Origin of the sequence: Galactobacter valiniphilus (assembly GCF_003575975.1) — a bacterium.
Lineage (GTDB): Bacteria > Actinomycetota > Actinomycetes > Actinomycetales > Micrococcaceae > Galactobacter > Galactobacter valiniphilus.
Genome location: NZ_QQXK01000003.1, coordinates 134,210 through 156,813, shown reverse-complemented (window position 1 = coordinate 156,813; position 22,604 = coordinate 134,210). Strand labels below are relative to the sequence as shown.

25 protein-coding genes are annotated in these 22,604 nt (G+C 68.4%); 12 read left to right on the top strand and 13 right to left on the bottom strand.

The genetic code is table 11. The annotated features are described in order from the left end of the window. Positions 1 to 21: 21 nt before the first annotated feature. Positions 22 to 1,512 (bottom strand): amino acid permease, encoded by a 1,491-nt coding sequence (locus DWB68_RS02490; protein ID WP_119423555.1) that lies wholly within the window; start codon positions 1,510 to 1,512, stop codon positions 22 to 24. Between the two features lie 199 nt (positions 1,513 to 1,711). Between DWB68_RS02490 and DWB68_RS02485 the strand changes: the two genes are divergently transcribed. Next, entirely contained in the window at positions 1,712 to 2,521 is an 810-nt protein-coding gene (locus DWB68_RS02485) for a hypothetical protein (RefSeq protein WP_119423554.1), read from the top strand. A 211-nt stretch (positions 2,522 to 2,732) separates the two neighbouring features. After that, the gene (locus tag DWB68_RS02480; protein WP_199700354.1) at positions 2,733 to 4,844 is read left to right on the top strand and encodes an NAD(P)/FAD-dependent oxidoreductase; all 2,112 of its coding nucleotides are present in this window, start codon (positions 2,733 to 2,735) and stop codon (positions 4,842 to 4,844) included. 142 nt (positions 4,845 to 4,986) lie between these two features. Here DWB68_RS02480 and DWB68_RS16940 read toward each other — a convergent pair whose 3' ends face one another. Further along, positions 4,987 to 5,121 carry a hypothetical protein gene (locus DWB68_RS16940; protein ID WP_267896915.1) on the bottom strand — a complete coding sequence of 45 codons (135 nt, stop codon included), beginning with the start codon at positions 5,119 to 5,121 and terminating at the stop codon, positions 4,987 to 4,989. Here DWB68_RS16940 and DWB68_RS02475 point away from each other — a divergent pair. After that, the gene (locus DWB68_RS02475) at positions 5,108 to 5,575 is read left to right on the top strand and encodes a hypothetical protein (protein ID WP_119423553.1); all 468 of its coding nucleotides are present in this window, start codon (positions 5,108 to 5,110) and stop codon (positions 5,573 to 5,575) included. The genes DWB68_RS16940 and DWB68_RS02475 overlap by 14 nt on opposite strands. Here DWB68_RS02475 and DWB68_RS02470 read toward each other — a convergent pair. Beyond that, positions 5,542 to 5,985 (bottom strand): nuclear transport factor 2 family protein, encoded by a 444-nt coding sequence (locus tag DWB68_RS02470; protein ID WP_119423552.1) that lies wholly within the window; start codon positions 5,983 to 5,985, stop codon positions 5,542 to 5,544. The two genes, DWB68_RS02475 and DWB68_RS02470, sit on opposite strands and share 34 nt — an antisense overlap. Beyond that, a complete protein-coding gene (locus DWB68_RS02465) occupies positions 5,982 to 6,446 on the bottom strand; it encodes a YdeI/OmpD-associated family protein (RefSeq protein WP_119423551.1) in 465 nt (154 codons plus the stop codon). The genes DWB68_RS02470 and DWB68_RS02465 overlap by 4 nt, the downstream gene beginning before the upstream one ends. A 105-nt stretch (positions 6,447 to 6,551) precedes the next feature. On the opposite strand from DWB68_RS02465, the gene DWB68_RS02460 reads away from it, so the two are divergent. Then, positions 6,552 to 6,938, top strand: a complete 387-nt coding sequence (locus tag DWB68_RS02460) for a DUF6953 family protein (RefSeq protein ID WP_119423550.1) — start codon at positions 6,552 to 6,554, stop codon at positions 6,936 to 6,938. 54 nt (positions 6,939 to 6,992) lie between these two features. Here the strand turns inward: DWB68_RS02460 and abc-f are convergent, their stop codons facing one another. Continuing rightward, complete coding sequence (abc-f, locus tag DWB68_RS02455; protein WP_119423549.1) at positions 6,993 to 8,648, bottom strand: ribosomal protection-like ABC-F family protein; 1,656 nt, start codon at positions 8,646 to 8,648, stop codon at positions 6,993 to 6,995. Between the two features lie 94 nt (positions 8,649 to 8,742). Here abc-f and DWB68_RS02450 point away from each other — a divergent pair, with 94 nt between their 5' ends. The 3 genes from DWB68_RS02450 to DWB68_RS02440 all read left to right on the top strand — a co-directional run bounded on the left by DWB68_RS02450 (position 8,743) and on the right by DWB68_RS02440 (position 10,242). Beyond that, the gene (locus DWB68_RS02450) at positions 8,743 to 9,321 is read left to right on the top strand and encodes a 1-acyl-sn-glycerol-3-phosphate acyltransferase (protein WP_119423548.1); all 579 of its coding nucleotides are present in this window, start codon (positions 8,743 to 8,745) and stop codon (positions 9,319 to 9,321) included. Positions 9,322 to 9,350: 29 nt separating this feature from the next. Then, complete coding sequence (gene arfB / locus DWB68_RS02445) at positions 9,351 to 9,788, top strand: alternative ribosome rescue aminoacyl-tRNA hydrolase ArfB (protein ID WP_119423547.1); 438 nt, start codon at positions 9,351 to 9,353, stop codon at positions 9,786 to 9,788. Between the two features lie 133 nt (positions 9,789 to 9,921). Then, positions 9,922 to 10,242 (top strand): Imm1 family immunity protein, encoded by a 321-nt coding sequence (locus tag DWB68_RS02440; RefSeq protein ID WP_147391553.1) that lies wholly within the window; start codon positions 9,922 to 9,924, stop codon positions 10,240 to 10,242. A 472-nt stretch (positions 10,243 to 10,714) separates the two neighbouring features. Here DWB68_RS02440 and DWB68_RS17110 read toward each other — a convergent pair whose 3' ends face one another. Then, positions 10,715 to 10,960: a hypothetical protein gene (locus DWB68_RS17110; protein ID WP_325048537.1), complete on the bottom strand. Its 246-nt coding sequence runs from the start codon at positions 10,958 to 10,960 to the stop codon at positions 10,715 to 10,717. Between the two features lie 218 nt (positions 10,961 to 11,178). Here DWB68_RS17110 and DWB68_RS02430 point away from each other — a divergent pair, with 218 nt between their 5' ends. The 3 genes from DWB68_RS02430 (at position 11,179) to DWB68_RS02425 (ending at position 13,618) form a co-directional block, all read left to right on the top strand. Beyond that, positions 11,179 to 12,420, top strand: a complete 1,242-nt coding sequence (locus DWB68_RS02430; protein ID WP_119423545.1) for a threonine/serine exporter family protein — start codon at positions 11,179 to 11,181, stop codon at positions 12,418 to 12,420. A gap of 315 nt (positions 12,421 to 12,735) precedes the next feature. Beyond that, on the top strand, positions 12,736 to 12,906 hold the full coding sequence (locus DWB68_RS16115) for a hypothetical protein (RefSeq protein ID WP_158588180.1): 171 nt from the start codon (positions 12,736 to 12,738) through the stop codon (positions 12,904 to 12,906). Positions 12,907 to 12,934: 28 nt separating this feature from the next. Beyond that, complete coding sequence (locus DWB68_RS02425; protein ID WP_119423544.1) at positions 12,935 to 13,618, top strand: hypothetical protein; 684 nt, start codon at positions 12,935 to 12,937, stop codon at positions 13,616 to 13,618. Positions 13,619 to 13,627: 9 nt separating this feature from the next. Here the strand turns inward: DWB68_RS02425 and DWB68_RS02420 are convergent, their stop codons facing one another. Beyond that, positions 13,628 to 14,035, bottom strand: a complete 408-nt coding sequence (locus tag DWB68_RS02420) for a VOC family protein (RefSeq protein ID WP_119423543.1) — start codon at positions 14,033 to 14,035, stop codon at positions 13,628 to 13,630. 347 nt (positions 14,036 to 14,382) lie between these two features. On the opposite strand from DWB68_RS02420, the gene DWB68_RS02415 reads away from it, so the two are divergent. Together DWB68_RS02415 and DWB68_RS02410 are read left to right on the top strand one after the other, a co-directional pair. Next, on the top strand, positions 14,383 to 14,946 hold the full coding sequence (locus tag DWB68_RS02415) for a DUF6932 family protein (RefSeq protein ID WP_022925102.1): 564 nt from the start codon (positions 14,383 to 14,385) through the stop codon (positions 14,944 to 14,946). Further along, positions 14,936 to 15,889, top strand: a complete 954-nt coding sequence (locus DWB68_RS02410; protein WP_094450847.1) for a hypothetical protein — start codon at positions 14,936 to 14,938, stop codon at positions 15,887 to 15,889. Before DWB68_RS02415 ends, DWB68_RS02410 begins: the two co-directional genes overlap by 11 nt. A gap of 21 nt (positions 15,890 to 15,910) precedes the next feature. On the opposite strand, the gene DWB68_RS02405 is transcribed toward DWB68_RS02410, so the two are convergent. The 6 genes from DWB68_RS02405 to ychF all read right to left on the bottom strand — a co-directional run bounded on the left by DWB68_RS02405 (position 15,911) and on the right by ychF (position 22,561). Further along, a complete protein-coding gene (locus DWB68_RS02405) occupies positions 15,911 to 16,462 on the bottom strand; it encodes a hypothetical protein (protein WP_095796329.1) in 552 nt (183 codons plus the stop codon). A gap of 224 nt (positions 16,463 to 16,686) precedes the next feature. Continuing rightward, positions 16,687 to 16,995, bottom strand: a complete 309-nt coding sequence (locus tag DWB68_RS02400; protein WP_119423541.1) for a hypothetical protein — start codon at positions 16,993 to 16,995, stop codon at positions 16,687 to 16,689. Next, the gene (locus DWB68_RS02395; RefSeq protein ID WP_199700353.1) at positions 16,992 to 18,905 is read right to left on the bottom strand and encodes a heavy metal translocating P-type ATPase; all 1,914 of its coding nucleotides are present in this window, start codon (positions 18,903 to 18,905) and stop codon (positions 16,992 to 16,994) included. The genes DWB68_RS02400 and DWB68_RS02395 overlap by 4 nt, the downstream gene beginning before the upstream one ends. Continuing rightward, the gene (cmtR, locus tag DWB68_RS02390; RefSeq protein ID WP_094394497.1) at positions 18,902 to 19,261 is read right to left on the bottom strand and encodes a Cd(II)/Pb(II)-sensing metalloregulatory transcriptional regulator CmtR; all 360 of its coding nucleotides are present in this window, start codon (positions 19,259 to 19,261) and stop codon (positions 18,902 to 18,904) included. The genes DWB68_RS02395 and cmtR overlap by 4 nt, the downstream gene beginning before the upstream one ends. Before the next feature lie 295 nt (positions 19,262 to 19,556). Next, positions 19,557 to 21,104, bottom strand: coding sequence for an Abi family protein (locus DWB68_RS02385; RefSeq protein ID WP_119423539.1), 1,548 nt, complete (start codon positions 21,102 to 21,104; stop codon positions 19,557 to 19,559). A gap of 377 nt (positions 21,105 to 21,481) precedes the next feature. Then, positions 21,482 to 22,561, bottom strand: a complete 1,080-nt coding sequence (gene ychF, locus DWB68_RS02380) for a redox-regulated ATPase YchF (RefSeq protein ID WP_119423538.1) — start codon at positions 22,559 to 22,561, stop codon at positions 21,482 to 21,484. Positions 22,562 to 22,604 lie beyond the last annotated feature (43 nt).

Genomic DNA, 22,604 nt, shown 5'->3' with positions numbered 1-22,604 from the left:
CTGTGCCGGCCCTGAGCCTGACTAGCTGGGCTTCACCTCGAGGCCGGAGACGTCAACCTTCTCCAGGGGAACCAGGCCCCCGGTGCGGCCGGCGCGCAGGCGATGGATGAGCCAGACCAGCAGGAAGATGGGCAGGCCGATGTACGCCGAGATGACCTCGGGCAGGCGGCCGTCCAGGATCGCCTGGTAGTTCTGGCCGGCGATGACCACGAGCATGACGACAAGCGCGAGCAGCGGGCCCACCGGGAAGAAGGGCGCCACGTACGGCAAGTCCTTCAGCGAGTGGCCCTGTTTGAGGTAGGCACGCCGGAAGCGGAAATGAGACCAAGAGATGCCGACCCACACGATGAAGCCGGACAGGCCGGAGACGTTCATGAGCCAGGTGTACGCACCGCCGTCACCCAGGACGCTCGTGAGGAAGGCAAACACGCCGATCGCGGCGGTCGCGAGCAGCGCCATGACGGGCACGCCGCGCTCGTTGAGCTTCACGAAGAGCCGGGGCGCCTTGCCCTCCTTGGCCAGCGAGTAGAGCATGCGCGTGGAGGCATACAGGCCGGAGTTGCCGGCCGAGAGCACGGCGCTGAGGATGATCGCGTTCATGACGCCCGCGGCGATGCCGATGCCGGCGCGCTCGAAGACGAGGGTGAACGGCGAGGCCGTGACCTCGCCGGCGTCCGCCGAGGCCAGGAGGCTCGGGTCGGTGTACGGCAGCAGGAAGCCGATGATGGCGATCGCCAGGATGTAGAAGAGCATGATGCGCCAGAAGATGGAGCGGATGGCGCGCGGCATGTCCCGGCGGGGATTCTCGCTCTCCCCCGCGGCCACGCCCACGAGCTCGGTGCCCTGGAAGCTGAAGCCGGCGATCATGAACACCGAGACGATGGAGAGCCAGCCGCCGGCGAAGGGCGCGTCTCCCGTGGTCCAGTTGGAGAAGCCGGGGCTGCCCCCGCCCATGACGCCGACGATCATAAGCGTGCCGAGGACCAGGAAGACGAGCACGGTCACGACCTTGATCGCGGCCAGCCAGAACTCGCCCTCGCCGAAGGCCCGCGCCGAGAGCCAGTTCAGGCCCGTCAGCAGCGCCAGGAAGACCGCCGCCCAGATCCAGCTGGGCACGTCGGGGAACCAGAAGGACATGATGACGCCGGCGGCGACGAGCTCGGCCGCGAGCGTGATGGCCCAGTTGAACCAGTAGTTCCAGCCAGTGGCGAAGCCGAAGGAGGAACCCACGTAGCGCGTGGCGTAGGTCTGGAAGGAACCGGCCACGGGCAGGTGCGTCGACATCTCGCCGAGCGACTGCATCACGAAGAGCACCACGATGCCGATCACGGCATACGCGACGAGCGCGCCGCCGGGGCCGGCCTGCGCGATGGTGCCGCCGGACCCCAGGAACAGGCCGGTGCCGATGGCACCACCGATGGCGATCATCTGCAGGTGGCGAGCCTTGAGCCCGCGCTTGAGTTGCGGTTCCGTTCCGGGCTGCTGGGAGGCGCCGGGTGCGGCCGTGGACATGGGTGTCCTTCCGTGTGGGGTGCGTTCCCTTCAAGGCTAGGCGCGTGCCCGGTCCACCGGACCCTCCGCGGGGCCCGTGACGTCCGTGCGTTCGGACACTGAACCGGCTGGACGGTCAGTCCGCGGTGTCATCGTCGCGCGTTGCGTCGGTGGGTGCCACCACACTCGGAGGCGTTATCACTTCGCCCCAAGGAGCACCATGAAGCGCCTGCCCCGCGCCCTCGCCGTCCTCGGCCTCGCCGCCGCCGTCACCGCCGCCGGCCTGCCGACCGCCTCGGCCGCCAGCTGGGGTCCCATCGACCCCGTGTCCTACTCCGTCAAGGACGTCACCGTGTCATCGGCCGAGCGCGGATGCACTGACCGAACGATCTCCATGAGCGCCAAGAAGGCCCCATTCACGGATGTGGTCCCCAAACATTCGCTCGTGTTCGTTTCGGTCCAGGACCCCCAAGATCAGTACATCGGCCAGGAAGCGCTGGTATTCCAGGATCCGAAGTTCAACAACAAGACGAAGCGCTACTCGGCGAGCATGCGATGGCCCGTCTGCAATGGAGCGACAGCTTTCGGCCGCTACACGGTCGGCCTGGCTGAGATCCGTTACGGCAACTCCGTCAATGATCTCTGGGAGGCGAGCGGCGACACTCTGACGGCGACGGATACCACTCTTGCTCACTACTACGTTCGCCGGGCATCGAAGGCAGTTATCAAGGCCACGCGCAGCGGCAAGAAGGTCACGTTGTCCGTCGCAGCCAAGCGCTACAGCCCCATCGTCAAGACCGCGGAATGGGGAGAGCGATACGACGCAATCACGCGCTATTCCACCTATTCGGGCCAGAAGGTCCGCTTCGAGGTGAAGTCCGGCAAGACGTGGAAGCCCCTGAAGACCGTCACGCTTTCCAAGGGCAAGGCCTCCCTCAAGGTCAGCTCCTCGAGCAAGCGCCAGTACCGAGCGGTGCTCATCAAGAACAGCACCACGGCGGGCAAGACCACCTCCACCGTGCGGCGCTGATCCACCGCCGTCTGGGCGGCGCGACCCACCGAACTGCCCGTCTGTGGGGCGGCCACCCGGCCGCCCCACAGGCGTCTTCCGATGCGCGCGTGGCACCCCGCGCCGTCGTGCGTTGAGCCCCCCCTATCCGCCAGGACATGATCAGAGATCGCGTAGCAGGTCAAGTCACCCCGATGCCAATTTACTGTCGCGCGGCAACTAAAATGTCCCCGTGAACACCCAGACATTCCCGCATCTCATGGCTTCCGGCCGCATCGGCCCCATGGAGACAGCGAACCGCATTGTGCTGCCGGCGATGGACATGAACGTGTCCGAAGGCGGCGAGATCGAGCAGACCGAGATCGATCACTACGTCGCCCGCGCCAAGGGCGGGGCCGGCCTGATCATCACCGGCGCCTGCGCCATCGCCTTCCCGTACGGTGCCGCCTCCATGAAGGAGCCCGGCCTCTCGGATGACAAGTACATCCCCGGCCTGAAGGCCCTCGCCGACGCCATCCACGCCGTCGGCTCCAAGCTGTGCATCCAGTCCACGCACCACGGCAAGGTGGCCCGCATCGATACGGCGAACGACCGCCCGGTCCTGGCTCCGAACCCGCAGGACTACAGCTACTCCATGAAGGCCATGGCCGATTGCACGCCGGAGGAGCTCGCCAAGATGGGCGCCGCCACGGCGGGCAAGCAGACCACCTTCAAGACGATGAGCAAGGAAGACATCGACTGGCTCGTCGAGACGTGGGCAGACGCCGCCGAGCGCGTGGCGAAGTCCGGCGCGGACGCCATCGAGATCCACGTGGCCCACGGCTACATCCTTGGCGTCTTCCTGAACCAGCGCGACAACCAGCGCACCGACGAGTACGGCGGCTCCCTCGAGAACCGCGCCCGCCTGGCCTGCGAGGTCATCTCCGCCGTCAAGGCCCGCGTGGGCGATTCGCTCGCCGTCATCGTCCGCGTCTCCGGCGAGGAGTACGGCCAGGAGGGCGCACTGTCCCTGGCCGAGTCCACCGAGGCCTCGCAGCTCTTCGAGAAGGCCGGCGCCGACGCGATCCACGTGACCGGCTGGGGCCGCAACCCCTTCGACAACTTCACCGACGGCCCGCTGCCCAACAAGGTCGGCGCCTACGTGGAGAGCGCCGGTCACATCAAGAAGCACGTCTCCGTGCCCGTCATTGCCGTGGGCCGCATGCTCCCCGACGTCGCCGAGAAGGCCATCAAGGACGGCAAGACCGACTTCGCCGCCATGGGCCGCCAGCTCCTGGCCGACCCGGAGCTGCCGAACAAGCTCGCCGCCGGCAAGCCGGAGACCGTCCGCCCCTGCATCAACTGCTACCTGTGCGTGGGCGAGAGCTTCTTCGACGACACCCCGTTCTGTGCGGTGAACCCCTCCCTCGGCAACGAGAAGGTCCTGCCGCTGCGCCCCACCTCCGCGTCCAAGCACGTGGTCGTCATCGGTGCGGGCCCCGCGGGCCTCGAGAGCGCCCGCGTCCTCACGGAGCGCGGCCACCGCGTCACCGTGGTGGACAAGGCCGACCGCCTCGGCGGCACCATGTGGTTCTCCACCATGACCACCCCGGACAACGAGCGCCTGCTGCGCTGGTTCAAGCAGGAGATCAAGCGCCTGCGCATCTCCGTGAAGCTGGGCACCCGCGCCACGGGGGCGCTCATGCGCGAGCTCAAGGCCGACCACGTCATCGTCGCCACGGGTGCCGTGCGCCCCAAGCCCGACTTCCCGGGCGGCGACCTGCCGAACGTGCAGACGGGCGACACGCTACGCGCCATGATGCTCGGCACCGCCACGGCCCAAGAGGCCGGCTTCGTGCTGTCCACGCTGGGCAAGACCGGCCGCCTTTCCGGCCTGACCAAGTCCCCCGAGTTCGTACGCCAGTTCACCAAGTACTGGCTGCCCATGGGCAAGGACGTCGTGGTGATCGGCGGCTCGCTCGTGGGCCTGGAGCTCGCCGAGTTCCTCGTCGAGCGCGGGCGCCGCGTGACCCTGCTGCACGAGAAGCAGCAGCTGGGCCTGCCCCTGGCCATGCCGCGCCGCTGGACCGCCGTGAAGGATTCCGAGGCGCACGGCGTCAAGATCCACCGCAACGTCAAGGTGGACCGCATCACCGAGAAGACCGTCGAGTGGACCGAGGGCGGCGAGAGCTTCAGCGCGCCCGCCTCCATGGTCGTGTACGCCGACGGCACCACCTCGGCCGCGCCGTTTGCCGCCGAGCTCGAGGCCGCGGGCATCGCGCACGACGTGGTCGGCGACGCCGGCGCCGTGAACTACATCCACGGCGCCATTCACTCCTCCTTCAAGGTCGCCTCGGAGCTCTAGCTCCCGGGCTTCCGGCGGGCCTCACGGCCCGTCGGAGGAGTCAATTGCTCGACGCCGGTCGGGGCCCCTGTGAGGGTGGGTCCCGGCCGGCGTTGTGCCGTGTCCGGGGCGGAGGTGGGGTGTGCCGCCGGCGCGCCGCGCGCTAGTGTCCAAGCACCCCCTTGACCCTGCGCGTGGAGGAATCGATGAACATCGCCGAATGGCTCTCGGCCGCCGCCGCCGTCGGAGCGCTGATCGTTGCCTGGTGAGCGGCAAAGACCTCGGTGAAGCTGTTCAAGATCGAGACGTCCCGCGACCGCGCGAGCGAGGAACGGGCCGAGATGGAGCAGGCGAGCGGGATCGCCGGCTGGTGCGTCTTCGCCCAGGATCGGGAGAAGGGCCACCAAAAGGGCATCCAGCTGCACAACTCCTCCGACGCCCCCGTGTACGACGTCGTCGTGGAGAGCACCTACGCCGCCACGGCCAAGGGCGAGGCCCAGCCCCTGCAGCCCATCCGCCTCTCGGTGCTTCCTCCGGGGGACTACGTCGTCTTCGAGCATCCCGAGTATCACTGTGCCTACGCCGAGGAGCGGGCGGCCCTCCCGGCGTCGGTGCGACCGGTGTCGAAGAATCCCAAGTGGGTCGTCGGGAGCGTGGCCTTCACCGACGCCCACGGAGTGAAGTGGATCAGGCGCGGGGGCGCCCTTCGCCGCCTCGATCAGGCCACCGGACCCGCCGCGTCCGGGGCGTGAGCGGCCCCGATGGCGGCTTCCAAACCGCCCTCGACCACCCGCGACGCGAAGCCCGCTCGCCAGGCCGGCGGCTCGGTGCCGCCCACCTGCACCCAGTACTCCATCGAACGCGCGATCAGCCCGTCGACGACCTCCGTGAACGCCGCCACGCGGAAGACGCCGACGTCCTCATGTGGCACCTCGACCTCGGCCACCACCGTGCCACCGCTCTCCACGAGGCGCAGGACGCGGATGTCCCAGCCCTCCGGGTACTCGGCGTTGACCCGCACGATGGCGTCTGCACCGGCGAAGCGCTCGTTGGTCTCCGGCCACACCGCCACGGCGTCCGGGGCGAGCATGGCCCGCACGCCGTCCCAGTCGCGCTCGCGCATGCGCTCCCAGAAGGCGCGCACCACCTCGACCGCGCTCACGCCCGGCCCTCTTCGGCCGCGGCGCCGAGCTCGGCAAGCGCCTTCTCGAGGCGGCGCTCCCGCGTCGCCTCCTGTTTCGCCTCCGCGATGGAGCGCGCGATCTCCTTGCGACGGGTGAAGGACAGCGCCTCGAAGGCGGCGGCCACGACGGGATCGGCGGCGAGCGCCGCGGCGAGCTGCTCCGGCACGTCCACCGTGCGCTCCGCCTCGTCGGGGCGGATCAGCGCCTCGACGGTGTCGCCGATCTCCACGCCGAGCTGCGCGCGCACCGCCTTGCTCAGGCCGATCATGTTGATCCCGCCCATGCGCGCCAACCGCAGGCGGGCGCTCACGCCGTTGACCTCGACCAGCACGGGGAAGGCCTTCTTGCTGCTCAGTTCTGCGACCTGTTCATCGCTCAGGACAAAGGCGGAGGCGGGGCCGTGGGGCTCGAGGGTCTGGGTGACGCGGAGGCTGCTCATGGGGTGACCCTAGGGCCGGCGGCACCCGCGCCGCCAGTGCTACCCGAACCCCGCCACCGCCCCGCACCGTCGGCGATGTGCCCGGCGGCACCGTAGGCTCGAGGCATGAATGACGAGAACGCCGAACCCCTCTCCCCCGCCGAACCGGTCCCCGGGCGTGAGGACACCGCGGACGACGTCGCGGCGTGGCTCGTGGAGCGCATCCAGCGCGTCACCCCGCACGCCTTCTACGCCAAGACGGCCGTGCGCGAGGTGGAGGAGGACTTCGGCGAGGACTTCATCGTCGCCGACCGCAACGATCACGCCTCGCTGCGCCCCGATGTGCTCGCGGCCTTCGCCGAGCTCAAGCCGGCCGAGATTCGCTGGAACACCCGCTCCAAGTCCTGGTGGCTGCCCACGCCGGAGCAGCTGGAGGCCTTCCGCGAGGCCGACGAGCGCAAGGCGTCCAAGAAGCGCGCGCACGTGGCCGCCCGGGGCGAGCCGACCGCCTGAGCCGGCCACCCGCCGTCGGGCACTGGGCCCGCGAACCCAGGCGGGCCCGCCGCCCTAGCGGCGGGCCACCACCGTGCCGGCCTCCACGTGCCAGTGGTGGTCGGTCTTGACCGTGTCGAGCATGCGGCGGTCGTGCGTGACGAGCAGGAGGGCGCCCTCGTAGGACTCCAGCGCCTGCTCCAACTGCTCGATCGCCTCGAGGTCGAGGTGGTTGGTGGGCTCGTCCAGCACGAGGACGTTGACACCGCGGGCCTGCAGCAGGGCCATCTCCGCGCGCGTGCGCTCGCCCGGCGAGAGCTCCTGCACCGGGCGATCCACGTGATCGGCCTTGAGCTTGAACTTGGCCAGGAGCGTGCGGACGTCGCCAGAAGACATCTCCGGGACCACGGCCTCGAAGGCATCGGCGAGCGGCGTGGCCGGATCCAGGAGCGAGCGGGCCTGGTCGATCTCGCCGATCTCCACGCTGCTGCCGAGGCTCGCGGTGCCGGAGGTCGGTGCCTGCCCGCCCAGGAGCCCCCGCAGCAGGGTCGACTTGCCGGCCCCATTGGGGCCCGTGATCATGACGCGTTCGCCGGCGTTGACCTGGATGGAGACGGGACCGAGCGAGAAATCACCCTGCGTGAACACCGCCTCGTTGAGGGTGGAGACCACGGTGGAGGAACGTGGCGCCGGCGCGATGGAGAACTCCAGCTTCCACTCCTTGCGCGGCTCCTTGACCTCCTCGAGCCGCGCGATGCGGCTCTCCATCTGCCGCACCTTCTGCGCCTGCTTCTCGGAGGACTCCGCCGAGGCCTTGCGCTGCAGCTTGTCGTTGTCCGGCGCCTTCTTCATGGCGTTGCGCACGCCCTGGCTCGTCCACTCGCGCTGCGTGCGCGCGCGGGAGACCAGGTCCGCCTTCTTGTCCGCGTACTCCTCGTAGGCCTCGCGCGCGTGGCGGCGCAGCGTGGCGCGCTCTTCCAGATAGGACTCGTAGCCGCCGCCGTAGAGCCGGTGGGAGTTCTGCGCTAGGTCAAGCTCCAACACCTTGGTGATGCACCGGGCCAGGAACTCACGGTCGTGGCTGACCAGCACCACGCCGCCGCGCAGGCCCTGCACAAAGGTCTCGAGCCGCTCCAGGCCGTCCAGGTCGAGGTCGTTGGTCGGCTCGTCCAGCAGCACGATGTCGAAGCGGGAGAGCAGGAGCGCGGCGAGGCCCACGCGGGCCGCCTGCCCGCCGGAGAGCCCGGCCATCATGACGGAGTCGAGGTCCTCGCCGAGGTCCAGGTTCAGCTCCGCGAGCACGCCGGGGATGCGGTCCTCGAGATCCGCGGCGCCGCTGGCCATCCAGCGGTCAAAGGCCACGGCGTACTCGTCGGCCGCCGTCTTCTCCTGGGCCGGGTCGCCCAGCGCCTCGGCGCTGGCCTCCATGGCGCGGGTGGCCTCGGCGCAGCCGGTGCGGCGTGCGATGTACGCCGGGACGGACTCGCCCTCGAGGCGCTGATGTTCCTGGGGCAGGAAGCCGACAAACGCATCCTGCGGGGCAAGCGACACCGTGCCGGCCTGCGGCTGATCCACCCCGGCCAGGAGCTTCAGCAGCGTCGACTTGCCTGCGCCATTGGCACCCACGACGCCGATCACATCGCCGGGGGCCACGGTGAGGTCGACGCCCTCGAACAGGGTGCGGTGGCCGTAGCCGCCGGCGAGTCCGGAAGCGACGAGGGTGGCGGTCATACGTGGTTCTCCTTGGGGGTGTGTGGCGCGCGGTGGGGCGGCGCGCCGCCCCACCATTGTCCCGCACCGGCATCGAGCCCGGTTACGGTGAGGCATGATCAGCCACCTCTTCGCCCGCGCCTTCTGGGCCCTCAGCCGCTGGAAGCTGGTCTCCTCGCCCGCTCCGAGCGAGCCCACGGTGCTCATCGGCGCCCCGCACACCTCCAACTGGGACTTCGTGTTCATGCTCGCCATCTCCTGGCGGCTGGGTGTGGAGGTGAAGTGGCTCGGCAAGGACAGCCTGTTCAAGGGCTGGCGCGGGCCCCTCATGCGCGGGCTCGGCGGCATCCCCGTGGACCGTGCGAACGCGAGCGGCGTCGTGGCCGAGGTCGTGGAACGCGTGCGCTCCGGCGAGGTGTTCGGGTTGGTCGTGGCGCCCGACGGCACGCGCGGCGGGAATAGCCATTGGAAGTCCGGCTTCTACCGGATCGCGCGCGAGACGGGCCTACCCGTCACCCTCGGCTACGTGGACCGCACCACCATGACCGCGGGCCTCGGCCCCACGCTGCGTCTGAGCGGCGACGTGCGCACCGACATGGACCACATCCGTGCCTTCTTCGCCGACAAGGCCGGGTTCACCCCGTCCCGGCGCGTGGAACCGCGCCTGCGCGAGGAAGACCCGACCGAGCACTGAGGTTTCCCGGCGTGCGGGAGAATGGGTGCATGGACGATCTGCCGGTGCCGCCGGGACCCGGGGCGCCGCGCGGCCTGCTCATCCCGGCGCGCGAGCTGCGGGAGAGCTTCTCCCACTCCTCCGGCCCCGGCGGACAGGGCGTCAACACGAGCGATTCGCGCGTGCAGCTGAGCTTTTCGGTGGCCGAGTCCGAGGCCTTCAGCCCCGCCCAACGCGCCCGCCTGCTCGAGGTCCTCGGCCCGCGCCTGGTGAACGGCACGCTGACCCTCGCCGCCCAGGAGCACCGCTCGCAGCGCCGCAACCGGGCCGCGGCCCGCGCCCGCTTGGCGCAGATCCTCCGCGAGGCCCTCATCCCACCGCCCCCCCGCCGCGCCACGAAGCCCACCAAGGGCTCTCAGCGACGCCGGCTCGAGGCCAAGAAGCAGCGCTCCGAGGTCAAGGCCAACCGCCAGCGGCCGGGCTACTGAACGAGGCAAGAGTGACAGCAGGCTGTCACCTTTCGCTCGCCTCACACAGCTCCAGACGTCGGGCCGTCGCCTCCCAGCGCCCGCCCGCCGGGCGGGCGGGCGGATCGCGACGCCGAGCGACTACCGTGGTGGCATGAGTGATTTCCTGAGCCATGTGCGCGAGCTCGACGGCTCCACACGAACCCTTGCCAACGCCCTCGTGGGTGAGTGGGAGGTCATGGTGGGCGGCGGCCCCGAGCTGTTCGTCCTGACGGCGAGCGCCGGCGGCGGACAGCGCACCGCCAACGCCATCACGAGCGCCCCGGTCACCGAGGCCCAGACCGCCTCCATCACGGTGAGCGGCCAGAGCGTGGAGGGGCCGGCGCTCTACGCTCTGACCCTGGACGAGGTCGCCGAGGCTCTGGAGCACCTGCGCAGCGGGCAGCTGCCGGCCGAGCGCTGGATCGTGCTCTAGAGGGCACGCCAGGACTCCAGAACCGAGCATCACGCGGTGCTCGAGCACGAGCACTGCACCCTGGAGGCTTGCGGGGCCGCATTCTGGGCCTCGTGGTTCTCGATGCTGCTCGGTACGGTTCTTCCCCCGCCGGGTTCAGCTGAGCGACTTCAGCCCCGCGGGATCCGGTTGAAGAGCTGATGCGTCAAGCCGGAGGACGTGCTCACGGTCTCCACCTCGAAGCGATCGTGCAGCCCCTCCAGCTGATCCCAGACCGCGCCCCGGCCCCGAGCACCACAGGGACGATCGCAAGGTGCAGGAAGTCAACGAGACCGCCTCCAGGAACTCGCGCACGCTGCTTGGTCCCCACCAAGGCGCACATCCAGGCCACCCGCTGTATCTTGCGCCAGCGCAAGCGCCTCGTGGGGCGAGGCGTCGATGAAACTGAAGCTCGTGCCGTTCTCGACAGAGATCGCCTCCCGCGGGTGGTGCGTCAGCACGAAAGTAGGGTGAGGAACGGAGGAGCCTCACCCCACCAGCCCTGCCATCCGTCGTCGGGCCACAGGCCCTCCTGCGGCCCAAACTTGCGCCGCCCCATGATCTCGGCGCCGATCCCTGGGCCCCACAGCGCAAACAGCGCCCGTTCCACCGTCACCGGGGCATCGACGCCCTGGATGTCATGAATGACCCGACGATCGAAGCGTGAAAAGAGGGCGGCCGCCTTGCCGATGGGTTCCACGAGGGTGACGTACTCCCCCGCCGCGTAGCCGTCCGCGGAAACGAAGAGATTGTGGACTCTGGTCTTGGCCGCTGGGGCTCCTTCACGAGGTGATCCGGGCGGTGTGCGCGAGGCTATGCCCGCCCACACCCGGGCGGCAAGGGGCCGCCCGTGCAAAGTCGTTGTACGGCGTGCCTGTTGCGCCGTGCGCGGTGCCTGCCGACCCTAGAATTGGATCCATGCCTCAGACCCCCGCGCGACAGCTCGGCGAACTCGGGGCGGCGCTGCTCGACTCCGGCGTTTCGGTCACCGACGTCGCCACCTCACTCGACCGCGCGGCCGCCCGCAACGGCGTGGCGCGGCTGGATTTTGCCGTACTGCCCGAGCTCATCATGATCACCGAGCCCTATTCGGGCAGCACCACGGTGGTGCAGTCCCCCAAGCAGGAACTCACGTTCAGGCAGGCGGCGTCGGTCAACCGCCTCGCGGGGTGGGTCGAGGCTGGCAAAGTCACGCTCGCCGAGGTGGAGCCGCGCGTGGCGCGAATCCGCGCCGTGGTGCGCACCTGGCCCGGCGTGAAGTGGACCCTCGGCACGGCGCTCCTGGCCCTCGGCCTCGCGCTCCTGTTCCGCACCCCGTGGTGGGCCGTGGTGCTCTCCTTCTTGGTGGGCGGGCTCGTCGGCGCGATCAGCAAGCTGCTTGGACGCATCGGCGGCGCGGCGGCAATCATGCCATTTGTGGTGGGCTTCGTGTCCACGGCGGCGGTGGGCGCGGTCGCGGAGCTGCTCTCCACCGGGCCCGTGCCGCTCTACGCGGTCTGCGCCCCGATCGCCATCCTGGTCCCCGGCGCGCTCATCACCAACGCGCTGCTCGAGCTGACGGCCTCGGATATCGTCACGGGTGCCTCACGACTCGTCTACGGCTTGATCGTGCTCGGCTTCATGGTCGCCGGGATCACCGCGGGCGGCGCCCTGACCGGGCTGCACGTGGACCCGGGGTCCGTGGTGCTCGTGGGCGACACCGCGAGCGCGACGGCGCTGGGCCCCGGTTGGCAGGAGATCCCCCCGCTGTGGTTCTCGTGGGTTGGCGTGGTGTTCCTGGCCCTGGGGATCGGCCTGGCCTTCGGCTCCGGCCGCAAGCTCAACGCCGTGAACGTGGTGGTCATGCTCGGCGCCTACACGATGCTCTCCGCGCTCACCGGGCCACTCGGCAACCTGCTGGCCACGGGCGTGACCGCCGCGAGCCTCTTCGTGGCGGCGCGCCTCATCGAGCGCCTGACGCTGGCCGTTCCAGCCACCGTGTCATTCCAGCCGGCGTTCCTCCTGCTCGTGCCCGGCACCATCGGCCTCGTGGCGTTGTACGCGTTCGACGTCGAATCGCTCATCACCTCGCTCCTCACGTTTGCCAGCCTGTGCATCGGCACCAAGGTGGGCGACGTGATCTCCGAGGCGCTGGTGCGCCGGCGCAAGGGGACGGCCTAACCTCAATAGCTCCGTTGCCGCGGTTTGCCGATGACCGACCCTGCACAGTTCAGGGACCACTCGGGGACGGCCCGCCCAGTGCCAGGCGAGTGGTGTCGGGGCGAGCCTGGACCGGCGACGCCCCCTCTTCGAAGGCTCGGGGCGTCGCCTGCGTATTCGGAGCGCGCCGCGGGCGGCCGCGCCCCTGGGCCGAACTGTTACCCCTCGGCGCTGACGCTCGCTAGGCATCGAGAAATAACAAACGTTCTGGGGGAAAACATGCGACTCATCGCGAAAGCTGCCTTGGCACTGACGGGGGGTGCTCGCGATCGCCGGATGCAGTTCCGCTCCGGCCACGCCCTCCGCGGTGCCGCCCTCGTCGAGCTCCGAGGCGCCCACCGCACCCTTCGCTTCAAGCACGCCGGCGGCGGCCAGCGCCACCCCGACACCCAGCCCCACGCCGTCGCCCACCCCTCCCCCCACGCCGACGGCGCCGACGGGCATTGAGGGGCGCTGGTGTCCCACAGCGGACAGCATGAGCAAGGCCTGCTTCACGGTGACCGGGAATACGGTCAAGACCGAGGGTGGAGGCACGAGCACGATCGTGCGCGGGCCGACCAAGATGAAGGACGGCGGGCTGATGTATTCGTCCGTCGACGCACCCCTGGGGATCTACTACCCCAAGGACACCGCGATCGAACTGCCCGCGGGCTATGAGCTCAAGGACGTGCCCAAGCAGGACCGCATCTGGAACGGGCAGACCGTGGACATGTATGTGCGCGCCGAGGCCGGCGCCGCTTCCTCCGCCGCTGCCGCCCCGAGCGTCAAGGGCTTCCCCGCCGAACTGCAGGGCGAATGGTGCTCGATGGACGGGAAGAACTGCTTTAGCCTGGCCGAGTTCCGGGCGGAGAACCCGGAGTCGTTCCTGTCCAGTAAGAGCGCGTCGACCGAGGTGCGCGGGGCCACCGAATACACCGTCTGCTACGTCCGGAACATGGGCAGCGACGGGTGCACCACGTCGGCGAGCATGTTCCTGCGCTACCTCCCGGACGGCACGGCCTGGAACTGCAAGACGATGGGCGCGCCGCGCTTCAACTTCAGCAAGTGCAAGCCGGACTACACCAAGGACCACGACGTTTCGAAGGCCCGGCTGGTGATCCAGCCGAACCACCAGCACGACGCCGACTTCGTCGACAGCCAGCCGTTGTATCGGAAGTAGCGGCCCGGCCTACGCGTCCGTCGCTGGCTTCATCCAGAACGGCGAGTAGTGGTAGCCGTCGGGGTCGTCGAACTGGCGCTGGTACATGAAGGGGTAGTCGTCGGTGTCGCCGACGCGACCGCCGGCGGCGCGGGCCCGCTCCACAAGCGCGTCCACCTCGTCCTGGCTGCCGAGGTCGAAGGACAGCGTGACCTTGGACGGGGTGTCCGGGCCGCCGATGAGGTCCTCTGTGCCGCCCACATCGGCGTAGCTCGCGCGGCTGGCCAACATGATGAACTGGTCCGCTTGGGCGTCGCCGATCGCGAAGCAGGCCACGCCGTCGCCGGAGTAGTCCGGGTTCTGGGACCAGCCCAGTGCTGTGTAGAAGGCGCTCGCCAGATCGACGCTCTCGACGGGGCACGTGATGAAGAGGCTCATGCGGCCATGGTTCGCCCGGCGCGGTTAACTGTCAACGATGTTCCCGCTGGACTAGCCCCAATGCGAAGCCGCCCCGGCGACCTTTCGCGAGAAAAGGCGACCGGGGCGGCGTCGGGCACTAGACCGGAGAAAACTCAGACGTTGAAGCGGAACTCCACCGCATTCCGGCACATACCAACCTGTGGTTGCGTGTCTGGCTGGCATCGCCTCGGCCCCCACCTCGCCCCTTCCGGAGACGCAGAAGGTGGGGCAGCGGGGGCACGCGACCCGATCTCGCGTTCGCCTCTGTCGGCAGCCCCTGATAGGACATAATGACAGGTGACTGCGACCCACAGGGAGGTGACTTGGTGCTGCCTGCACTTGACGAGCAGACGGGCCTGCTTCCGCTGGGCCGATTCGGCGCGTCGTTGGAAGAGATCAAATCCCACTACGTTGACGATCCCCGGTTCGCGAAGTCGGCGACCCGCGCCGAGATCTGGCAGCACTTCGAGTCCGCTACCGACGGCATCCGCTCTGTCGTCCCCGTGGTGTGCGTATGGGTGGGTGGCAGCTTCCTTACCGACAAGATCGATCCTGACGACATCGACCTCGTCTACTGGGGCGAAGACGTGCTCGTTGACCAGGTGACCGACCCCAAGGATCGGTACATCCTGCAGATGTTCGGGATGAACCAGGTCCGACCAGCGACGGGCCTGCGCGTTGATACTCGATACTGCCTATGGCACGTGTTCCCCGAGGCGGACCGCGCCCACTCAGTCGAGCACCAGTCATATGCGTTGAATCGTGGCTACTGGGATGACTTCTGGATGCGCAAGCGCAACGGCGCGAAGGAAGATCCTCCGCAACGGCCGGATGCCCTACCGCAGCGCGGCTACTTCGAAGTGACTCTGGACGGTTTCCATGGCGTTTGACTGGGAGCAGTTCAAGGCCAACGTCCAAGGCGAAGCTGAGTGGCAGGACGCAGATGATCTTGCGCGCATGAGCATCGAGACTCTGCGCGCTGAGCACGGCTTGCTGCGGCGCGACGCTTCTTCAGGGTCTCTGCGCCTGACTGGGCCAGGAATCACGATCCACTCGGGAGCGATCGACGGGATTGCTGACACGCTTCGCAATTTTCAGCGCCTGGTGCTTGCGACAGGCCTCGCGGTGAAGGGGCACAAGTCGTTGCGTGGGCAACCGCCCGCCGACGTCGTCTCGAAGACCCGACTGAACCTCAATGGTTCACCACTGCCGGGAAGCCTCATCCTGCAGATCGTGCCGACGACTTCGCCAGCGGACGAGATCTCACCCGATGGCCAAGTCGGGCTGTTCGGAGACGACAATGCAGAGCCCCAGTTGATCGACACCGCCATGAAGCGAGCACTGGGACTGCTCGAGGACGGACGTCGTCTCGGCCCAGATGCCGACACCAGTGACTTCTTGGCGCGCATCCGCGAGTACGGACCGCGCGTCGCCACAACGTTGCGCGACTTCTCGACAGGTCTGGTGAAATCAGGGTTCGAGCCTGATCTCACTTGGTCCCAGCCTCGCCAGGCGCGCCTGCGCACGCGCCTCTCCACGGCTGAACTCGCTCACATTGGAGAGCTCATCGCTTCTCGGGAACTCGAGCTCGAGCCGACCACCATCCGCGGCATCTTGCGGACTGTCAGCGAGATCAGCGCTTGGCAGCTGGAGATCGAGGACGGCGAGATCGTCAAGATCGACGCGAAGAAGATCCCTGCGGCGAACACTGCAACGCTGCGCACCGGCATGTCAGTTTCAGTCGATGTGTCAGTCACGGAAGAAACCGGCCCTGCCGGCGAAGTTAAGCCCAAGTACACGGCGACGTCGTTCACAGTGCTGAGCAACCCGTAAGGCCGAGTCGTTACACCACATCTAGTCCAACGGCTGGATCCGGAGGTTGGTCCGCGGCGGCAAATCCCAGCCGTGACGCGCATGAATTTCCCTAACCAACTCTTCCGCGTTGACCTGGAGCTTGGCAAGTGCAGCCGCGTCGTGGCCGACTGATCGTAAATGGCGCAGGTTGCTGCTCAGCGCGTGCGCCCAACTCATCAGCGGGTCGAGGTTCGCCACCCGCCGCTCAACGGTGTCGCCGGGCTTGGCGGCCTCAATCACCTGGCGGCCGATGGTCGCGCCCAGCGTGCGCTCGGCCTCCAGCCACGAGTCGATACCATCCCAGCCGTCGAGCTGGTCGACGAGCGCGATCGACGTGATGCGCAGGTTGGCGAGCCGCTCCCCCACCGGCTCGGCCGTCGGATCGAACCCGATTAGGCGCTGCACGGCTTCCTGCACCGCGAACCAGCGTGCGTCCTCGGCCGCCTTGCGCGACTCGGCGAGTGCCTCGTTCGCGCGCTTGTTCGCTTGGTAAGTGCCGACGCCGGCGATCAGCAGCGACAGGGCCGAGATCACCAGCGCGAGGACATCCATGGCTCGATCCTGCCACTACAAGAAGCAGTTCCTGAAGCACTTCCGGCTATTGCTTGCCCGAGGCGCGTCAGCCGACTAACCCGCGCTCACTACGATGCTCCGCGCGGCGACCAATCCCTACAGCGCGAATCTCCACTCCACCGATTTCCGGTACATACCACCCTCTTGAGGTGTGCAGTGAAGCGCTCGGCCCCGCGTCCGGGACCGACAGCTTGCGTTCGACGTCAACGATAGGTCTCGTGCAACGCCTCCTCGATCTGAGACGGAGTCGGTGCACCGGCGTACCCGCGCTCAGTCGCGTAGACCCGGCACGCGAGCGAGCGAACCGGTTGCGTCGGAAACAGGTCGACGCCGTCGACGAGGATCGTGGGCGAGCCTCCGAATCGGGTGTTCGCCGCTTCGGTCTCGGTGTGGATCGTTTCCAGCTCGATGGGCACTTCCGCGAGCTCGGCGGCATCCAGCGCGGCGCGCGCGTTTGCTTCGGCGATGGCCGTGTTCGGGCAGTCGACGATGTGCAGCAGTTCGACCTTCATACGATCTGCTCCTTCCGGGTCCGGGCCGCGCGCAAGCCATTGAGGATCACGATGACCTCCGCGATCTCGTGCACGAGCACCACGGCAGCGAGTCCCAGGACGCCGAAGAGGGCGAGCGGGAGCAGGGCGATGATGATCAGCAGCGACAGGATGATGTTCTGTTTGATGATGTGCCGTCCGCGCCGGGCATGGTCGAACGCGCGCGGCAGCAGCCGCAGGTCGTGCCCGGTGAACGCGACATCGGCCGACTCGATCGCGGCATCCGACCCGGTCGCGCCCATCGCGATCCCGATGTCCGCGGCGGCGAGGGCGGGGGCGTCGTTGATGCCGTCGCCGATCATCGCCACCGAACCATGCTGGCCGAGCTCAGCGATCGCAGCGGCCTTGTCCTCGGGGCGCAGCTCGGCGCGCACGTCCTCGATCCCGGCCTGCGCCGCGAGAGCGCGGGCGGTGCGGGCGTTGTCGCCGGTGAGCATCGTGACCCCGATGCACTGCGCGGCGAGCGTGCGGACGACCTCCGGGACCTCCAGGCGCAACTCGTCGCGGACGCCGATCGCAGCGACCGGCTCGCCGTCGCGGTGCACGATGACGACCGTCATGCCCTGCTCCTCCAGCCCTGCGACCCGGTCGCCGAGCGTCCCGGCGTCCAGCCAGCGGGGGCTGCCGACCGTGATCCGCGCGCCGTCGAGCTTGCCCTCGATGCCGTGCCCGGCCTGCTCGGTCACGTCCTCGGCTACTGAGGCCCCCGGCGCGGCGGCGGTGATCGCGGCCGCGAGCGGGTGGGTGCTGTGTTGCTCCAGCGCGGCCGCCCACGCCAGCGCCTGCGCCTCGGTGGTCCCGTCGGCGGTGAGAACGGCGTTGACGACGGGCTCGTTTCGGGTGAGGGTGCCGGTCTTGTCGACGGCGACGTGGCGGATCACGCCGAAGCGCTCGAACGCGGCACCGGACTTGATGATCACGCCGAACTTGCTCGCCGAGCCGATCGCGGCGACCACGGTCAGCGGCACGGAGATCGCCAGCGCGCACGGCGACGCCGCCACGAGGACGACCAGGGCGCGAGTGACCCACAGCTCGGGGTCGCCGAACAGCGAACCGATCAGCGCCACCAGGACGGCGAGGACGAGCACACCAGGGACGAGGGGTCGGGCGATGCGGTCGGCGAGGCGGGCGCGGTCTCCCTTCTCGGCCTGCGCCTGCTCAACGAGCTCCACGATCGTGGTCAGCGAGTTGTCGGTGCCCGCCGCGGTCGTCTCGACTTCCAGCGCGCCGGCGGAGTTGATTGCACCGGCCGAGACTGCATCTCCCAGCTCGACCTCGACCGGGATCGACTCTCCAGTGATCGCAGACGTATCCAAACTCGAACGACCCGTGACCACGACGCCGTCGGTCGCGATCCGTTCGCCCGGCCGCACCAGCATCAGCTGGCCCACCTGGAGGTCTTTCGCGGCGACCTCGACCGACGCGCCGTCGCGGCGGATGGTCGCTGTCTCAGGGACGAGCTTGAGCAGCGCCCGGAGCCCGCCGCGGGCGCGGTCCATCGCCTTGTCCTCCAGCGCCTCAGCGATCGAGTACAGGAACGCCAGGGCCGCGGCCTCCTCGACGTAGCCGAGAATCACCGCGCCAATGGCGCTGATCGTCATCAGCAGGCTGATGCCGAGCTTGCGCTTGAACAGTTTGCGGATCGCGCCCGGGGTGAACGTCGACGCTCCCAGCAGCAGACCGAGCCAGAACAGCACCAGCGCCAGAATCTCGAGCCCGGACCACTCCAGGACGAGACCGGTCAGGAAAGCGACGCCGGAGAGGACCGGGACCATGATCCCGCGGTCCCGCCACCAGGGTCGCTCCTGCACCTCCTCAACTGCTTCGCCGACCGTGGTCTCGGGCTCGTCGCAGCCGCACGCCGCGCTCATGCGCCTGCCCCCGTCCCGCAGCAGCCCGGCACCGGGCACTGGTCATCAACGCATGGCGCGTGCTCGTCGACGGCCAGCGTCACATCCACGAGCGCCGTGAGCGCCGCAGCAAGGTGCGGGTCGGCGATCTCGTAGCGCGTCTGCCGTCCCTCGGGCTCGGCGGCCACGATGCCACAGTCGCGCAGACAGGTCAGGTGGTTCGACACGTTCGACCGGGTCAGCTCCAGCTCGCGCGACAGCACCGCCGGATAGCTCGGGCCGTCGAGCAGGGTCATCAGGATCCGGGATCGCGTCGGGTCCGCCATGGCTCGGCCGAGCCGGTGCATGACGTCGAGGCGTGAAGTAATGGTCAGCATGCACTGAACTATACAGTGACTGCTGACCTATTTTGGTCATCGCATCGGCAGGTCAGACCACTCAATCGACGCCAGAGGTTATACGGCGAAACGAAATTCCACCACGTCGCCGCAGTTAGCGAACGTCTGAAGACTGTCACCTGATGTGCCGGCCACGCACTCGGGCGCGAAGCCGACGTCGATAGCCTCGAGGTCGCCGTACGACTGTCCTTGACCTCGGCCAGCGCCTTCCTCCACCTCGACGCGAGTCAGCTCGCGGATGGGTCTTCGTACCCCGGCACTCCGACACGTAGCGTTACTCGCACGCATTGCCCCGGTCAAGGTCGTGCGGCACGACGAAGCTGCGTATGGCGTCCGCCTCGTCGATCGCCGCGGCGAACTCCTCCTCGGTGGCCGAGCTCAGCAGCTCGAGGGGCGATCGGTCCGAGCCGTCCGCGCCATGGGGCAGGTCCGGGTGCGGCGTCTGCCACCAGTCCAGTAGCGCCCTGGCGACGTCGGTCGGATCCGAGCCTCCGCAGGACCGGGCGAGCGCCTGGTTGATCTCGGCAAGCGCGTCGATGATCTTCCCGTCGCGGAACTGGAAGGCCGGATAGAACTTCGTCCCTCCGAGCTCGACCTCGATCACGACGTTGTGCTTGAGGTAGGTCCGCAGCAGGCTGCGCTGGGCGGCCTTCTTCGCGCGCGCTGCCTGCGCCGGGGTACGTGTCCGCTCCGCGTCGATCACTTCCGCCCCCGTCAGCGATGCGCGGGTCTCGGCGGCGGTCATGCACTCGGCTCGGTCGAGCAGGCTCGCGGCCATCATCGGTGAGCGGTCGAGCGCGAAGGCCCGATCCCAGATCGGGCTGCTCCTCCAACTGTCAGGGAATCCGAGCTGCTCCATGCCGAAGCCGACGGTGCGGGACTTCTCTTCGACGAAGTCGGCCAGGTCCACGACGTCGCCCTTCTCCGGCGCGATGCTCAGCAGGAGGTGGCGCAATACGAGCAGCACTCCGTAGAGCCTGTTGTTCGTCCCTTCTTCCGCGAGCGACGCGAGCAGGTCGTCGGCGTCCTTTCGAGCCTGCCCCGGCGCGTCGATGAGCACATCGAACGCGCGGTTCCACACACGGCCGTAGTGGGCGCAGATGTTCCGCACGTTCCTGAGGTTGTTGAGCCAGTTCCCGAGAGCGCCGCGATCTCCGTGGCCGTCGGCGGTGCGGACCTGGAACCGTGCCGCGAGGATCTCCTGGTCGGGCTGCAGCATCAGGTCGTAGAGGCTGCTCAGCACTCCGAAGGACATCACTTCTGTCGCGACCCAGATGGGCAGGTGCGGACCGTAGTGCTGGCGGAAATGTACGACGAAGTCGCCCCGGGCGCGCTGCTCGTGCCGGTCGTACTCCTCGAGCCACTCGCGGTAGGCGGCGGTCGGCTCGGGCGGCGCGCCGGGATCTTCCTGCCTCGTCGCGCCGAGCGCCCAGGGGTGCCTGTGCGCGAACGCGTCGATCCTGCCGAGCCGGTGGCCGATGAAGAACCGGAAGGCCGTCTCGACGGTACTGAGGACGTCGCCGAGGCGCATGCGCAGCTCGTGGTCGAACTCGTACAGCGAGACCACGTGCGCGAGGCCGGTCCCGGGCACGAACGTGTCCAGGCGGATCTCGCGGTCCTCTTCGTCGAACCGGGGCGCAGGAGGAGCGGGCCGGTCACGGTAGAGGTGCCAGTAACCCGAGAGCCGGTAGTAGCCGTATCGCTGCAGGACCTCGGCCGCGTAGGCGTTGTCTCCGCAGTCCATGCCGCGCCCGCGCAGCCGGCGGATCTGCTCGGGGACCGTGAGGAACGGCTTGGCGTAGGTGCTGTTCGGGGTCGTCACGTGCGCATCGTCCTGGTGTCCCCGGCACCCGGGGGTAGAAAGAGAACAGGCCCGCGTCTCATCTAGAGAAGCGAGCCTGTCGTGTTACTTCGAGGATACGGGTTCCACCTGCGCAGGTCAAACACTGCTCGGTCGCTCAGCGTCGACAGCTCCGGGCACTGCTTGCCCCGGCCACGACCTCGGTGCTGGAACCAACGCGCTGGTGAAGCGCCCTGGGTTCCGTTAGGGAGGCAGTCGGCTCCTGCGGAGGTTCCGCAGGGGCCGGTTAAAAGCGAAGGTCAGCGCCATTAACGCTCAGCAACTGATGGTAGATCGAAACTCATCCGTCGATCCCAACAGGAAGCCGAGAAGGTAAAACCCCTGGTCAGAGGACTTTTTTAGACATTGAACCGGAATTCCACCACATCGCCGTCGCGCATGATGTAGTCCTTGCCCTCCATGCGGGCCTTGCCGGCCTCGCGGGCGGCCTTAACCGAGCCGAGCTCCACGAGGTCCTCAAAGCCGATGACCTCGGCCTTGATGAAGCCACGCTGGAAGTCGGTGTGGATGACGCCGGCGGCCTCGGGGGCCGTGGCGCCCTGCTTGATGGTCCAGGCGCGCGTCTCCTTGGGCCCGGCGGTGAGGTAGCTCTGCAGGCCGAGGGTCTCGTAGCCGGCCTTGGCCAGCTGCTCCAGGCCCGACTTCTCGTAGCCGGCCTCGTGCAGCATCTCGGCGGCCTCGTCTTCGTCCAGCTCCACGAGCTCGGACTCGAACTGCGCGTCGAGGAAGACGGCGGTCGCGGGGGCCACGGAGGCCGCAAGGCGGGCCTTGAGGTCCTCGTCGGCCAGCGTCTCGTCATCGAGATTGAAGACGTAGATGAAGGGCTTTCCAGTCAGCAGCTGCAGCGGCTTGAGCAGCTCCAGGTCCAGCTTCTCGGAGGCGGAGAAGATGGTGCGGCCATCCTCGAGCACGGCCTGGGCCTTGATGACCTCGTCCACGTAGGCCTTGTCGACCTTCTTGTTGGAAAGCTCCTTCTGCAGGCGCGGAAGGGCCTTCTCGACCGACTGCATATCGGCCAGCACCAGCTCGGTGGTGATGGTGTCGATGTCGTCGTCCGGGTCCACCTTGCCGTTGACGTGAATCACGTCCGGGTCGGCGAAGCCGCGCGTCACCTGGCAGATCGCGTCGGCCTCGCGGATGTTGGCGAGGAACTGGTTGCCCAGGCCCTCACCCTCCGAGGCGCCCTTCACGATGCCGGCGATGTCCACGAAGGACACGGAAGCCGGGATGATCTTCTCCGAATTGAAGATCCCGGCGAGCACCTTGAGGCGCTCGTCCGGCAGCGGGACCACGCCGACATTGGGCTCGATGGTGGCGAACGGGTAGTTCGCCGCGAGCACCTGGGCGCGGGTCAGGGCGTTGAACATGGTGGACTTGCCGACGTTGGGCAGTCCGACGATTCCGATAGTAAGAGCCACGAGAGACCATCCTACTTGCCTCAACCCGTCAGGGTGTGGTGAC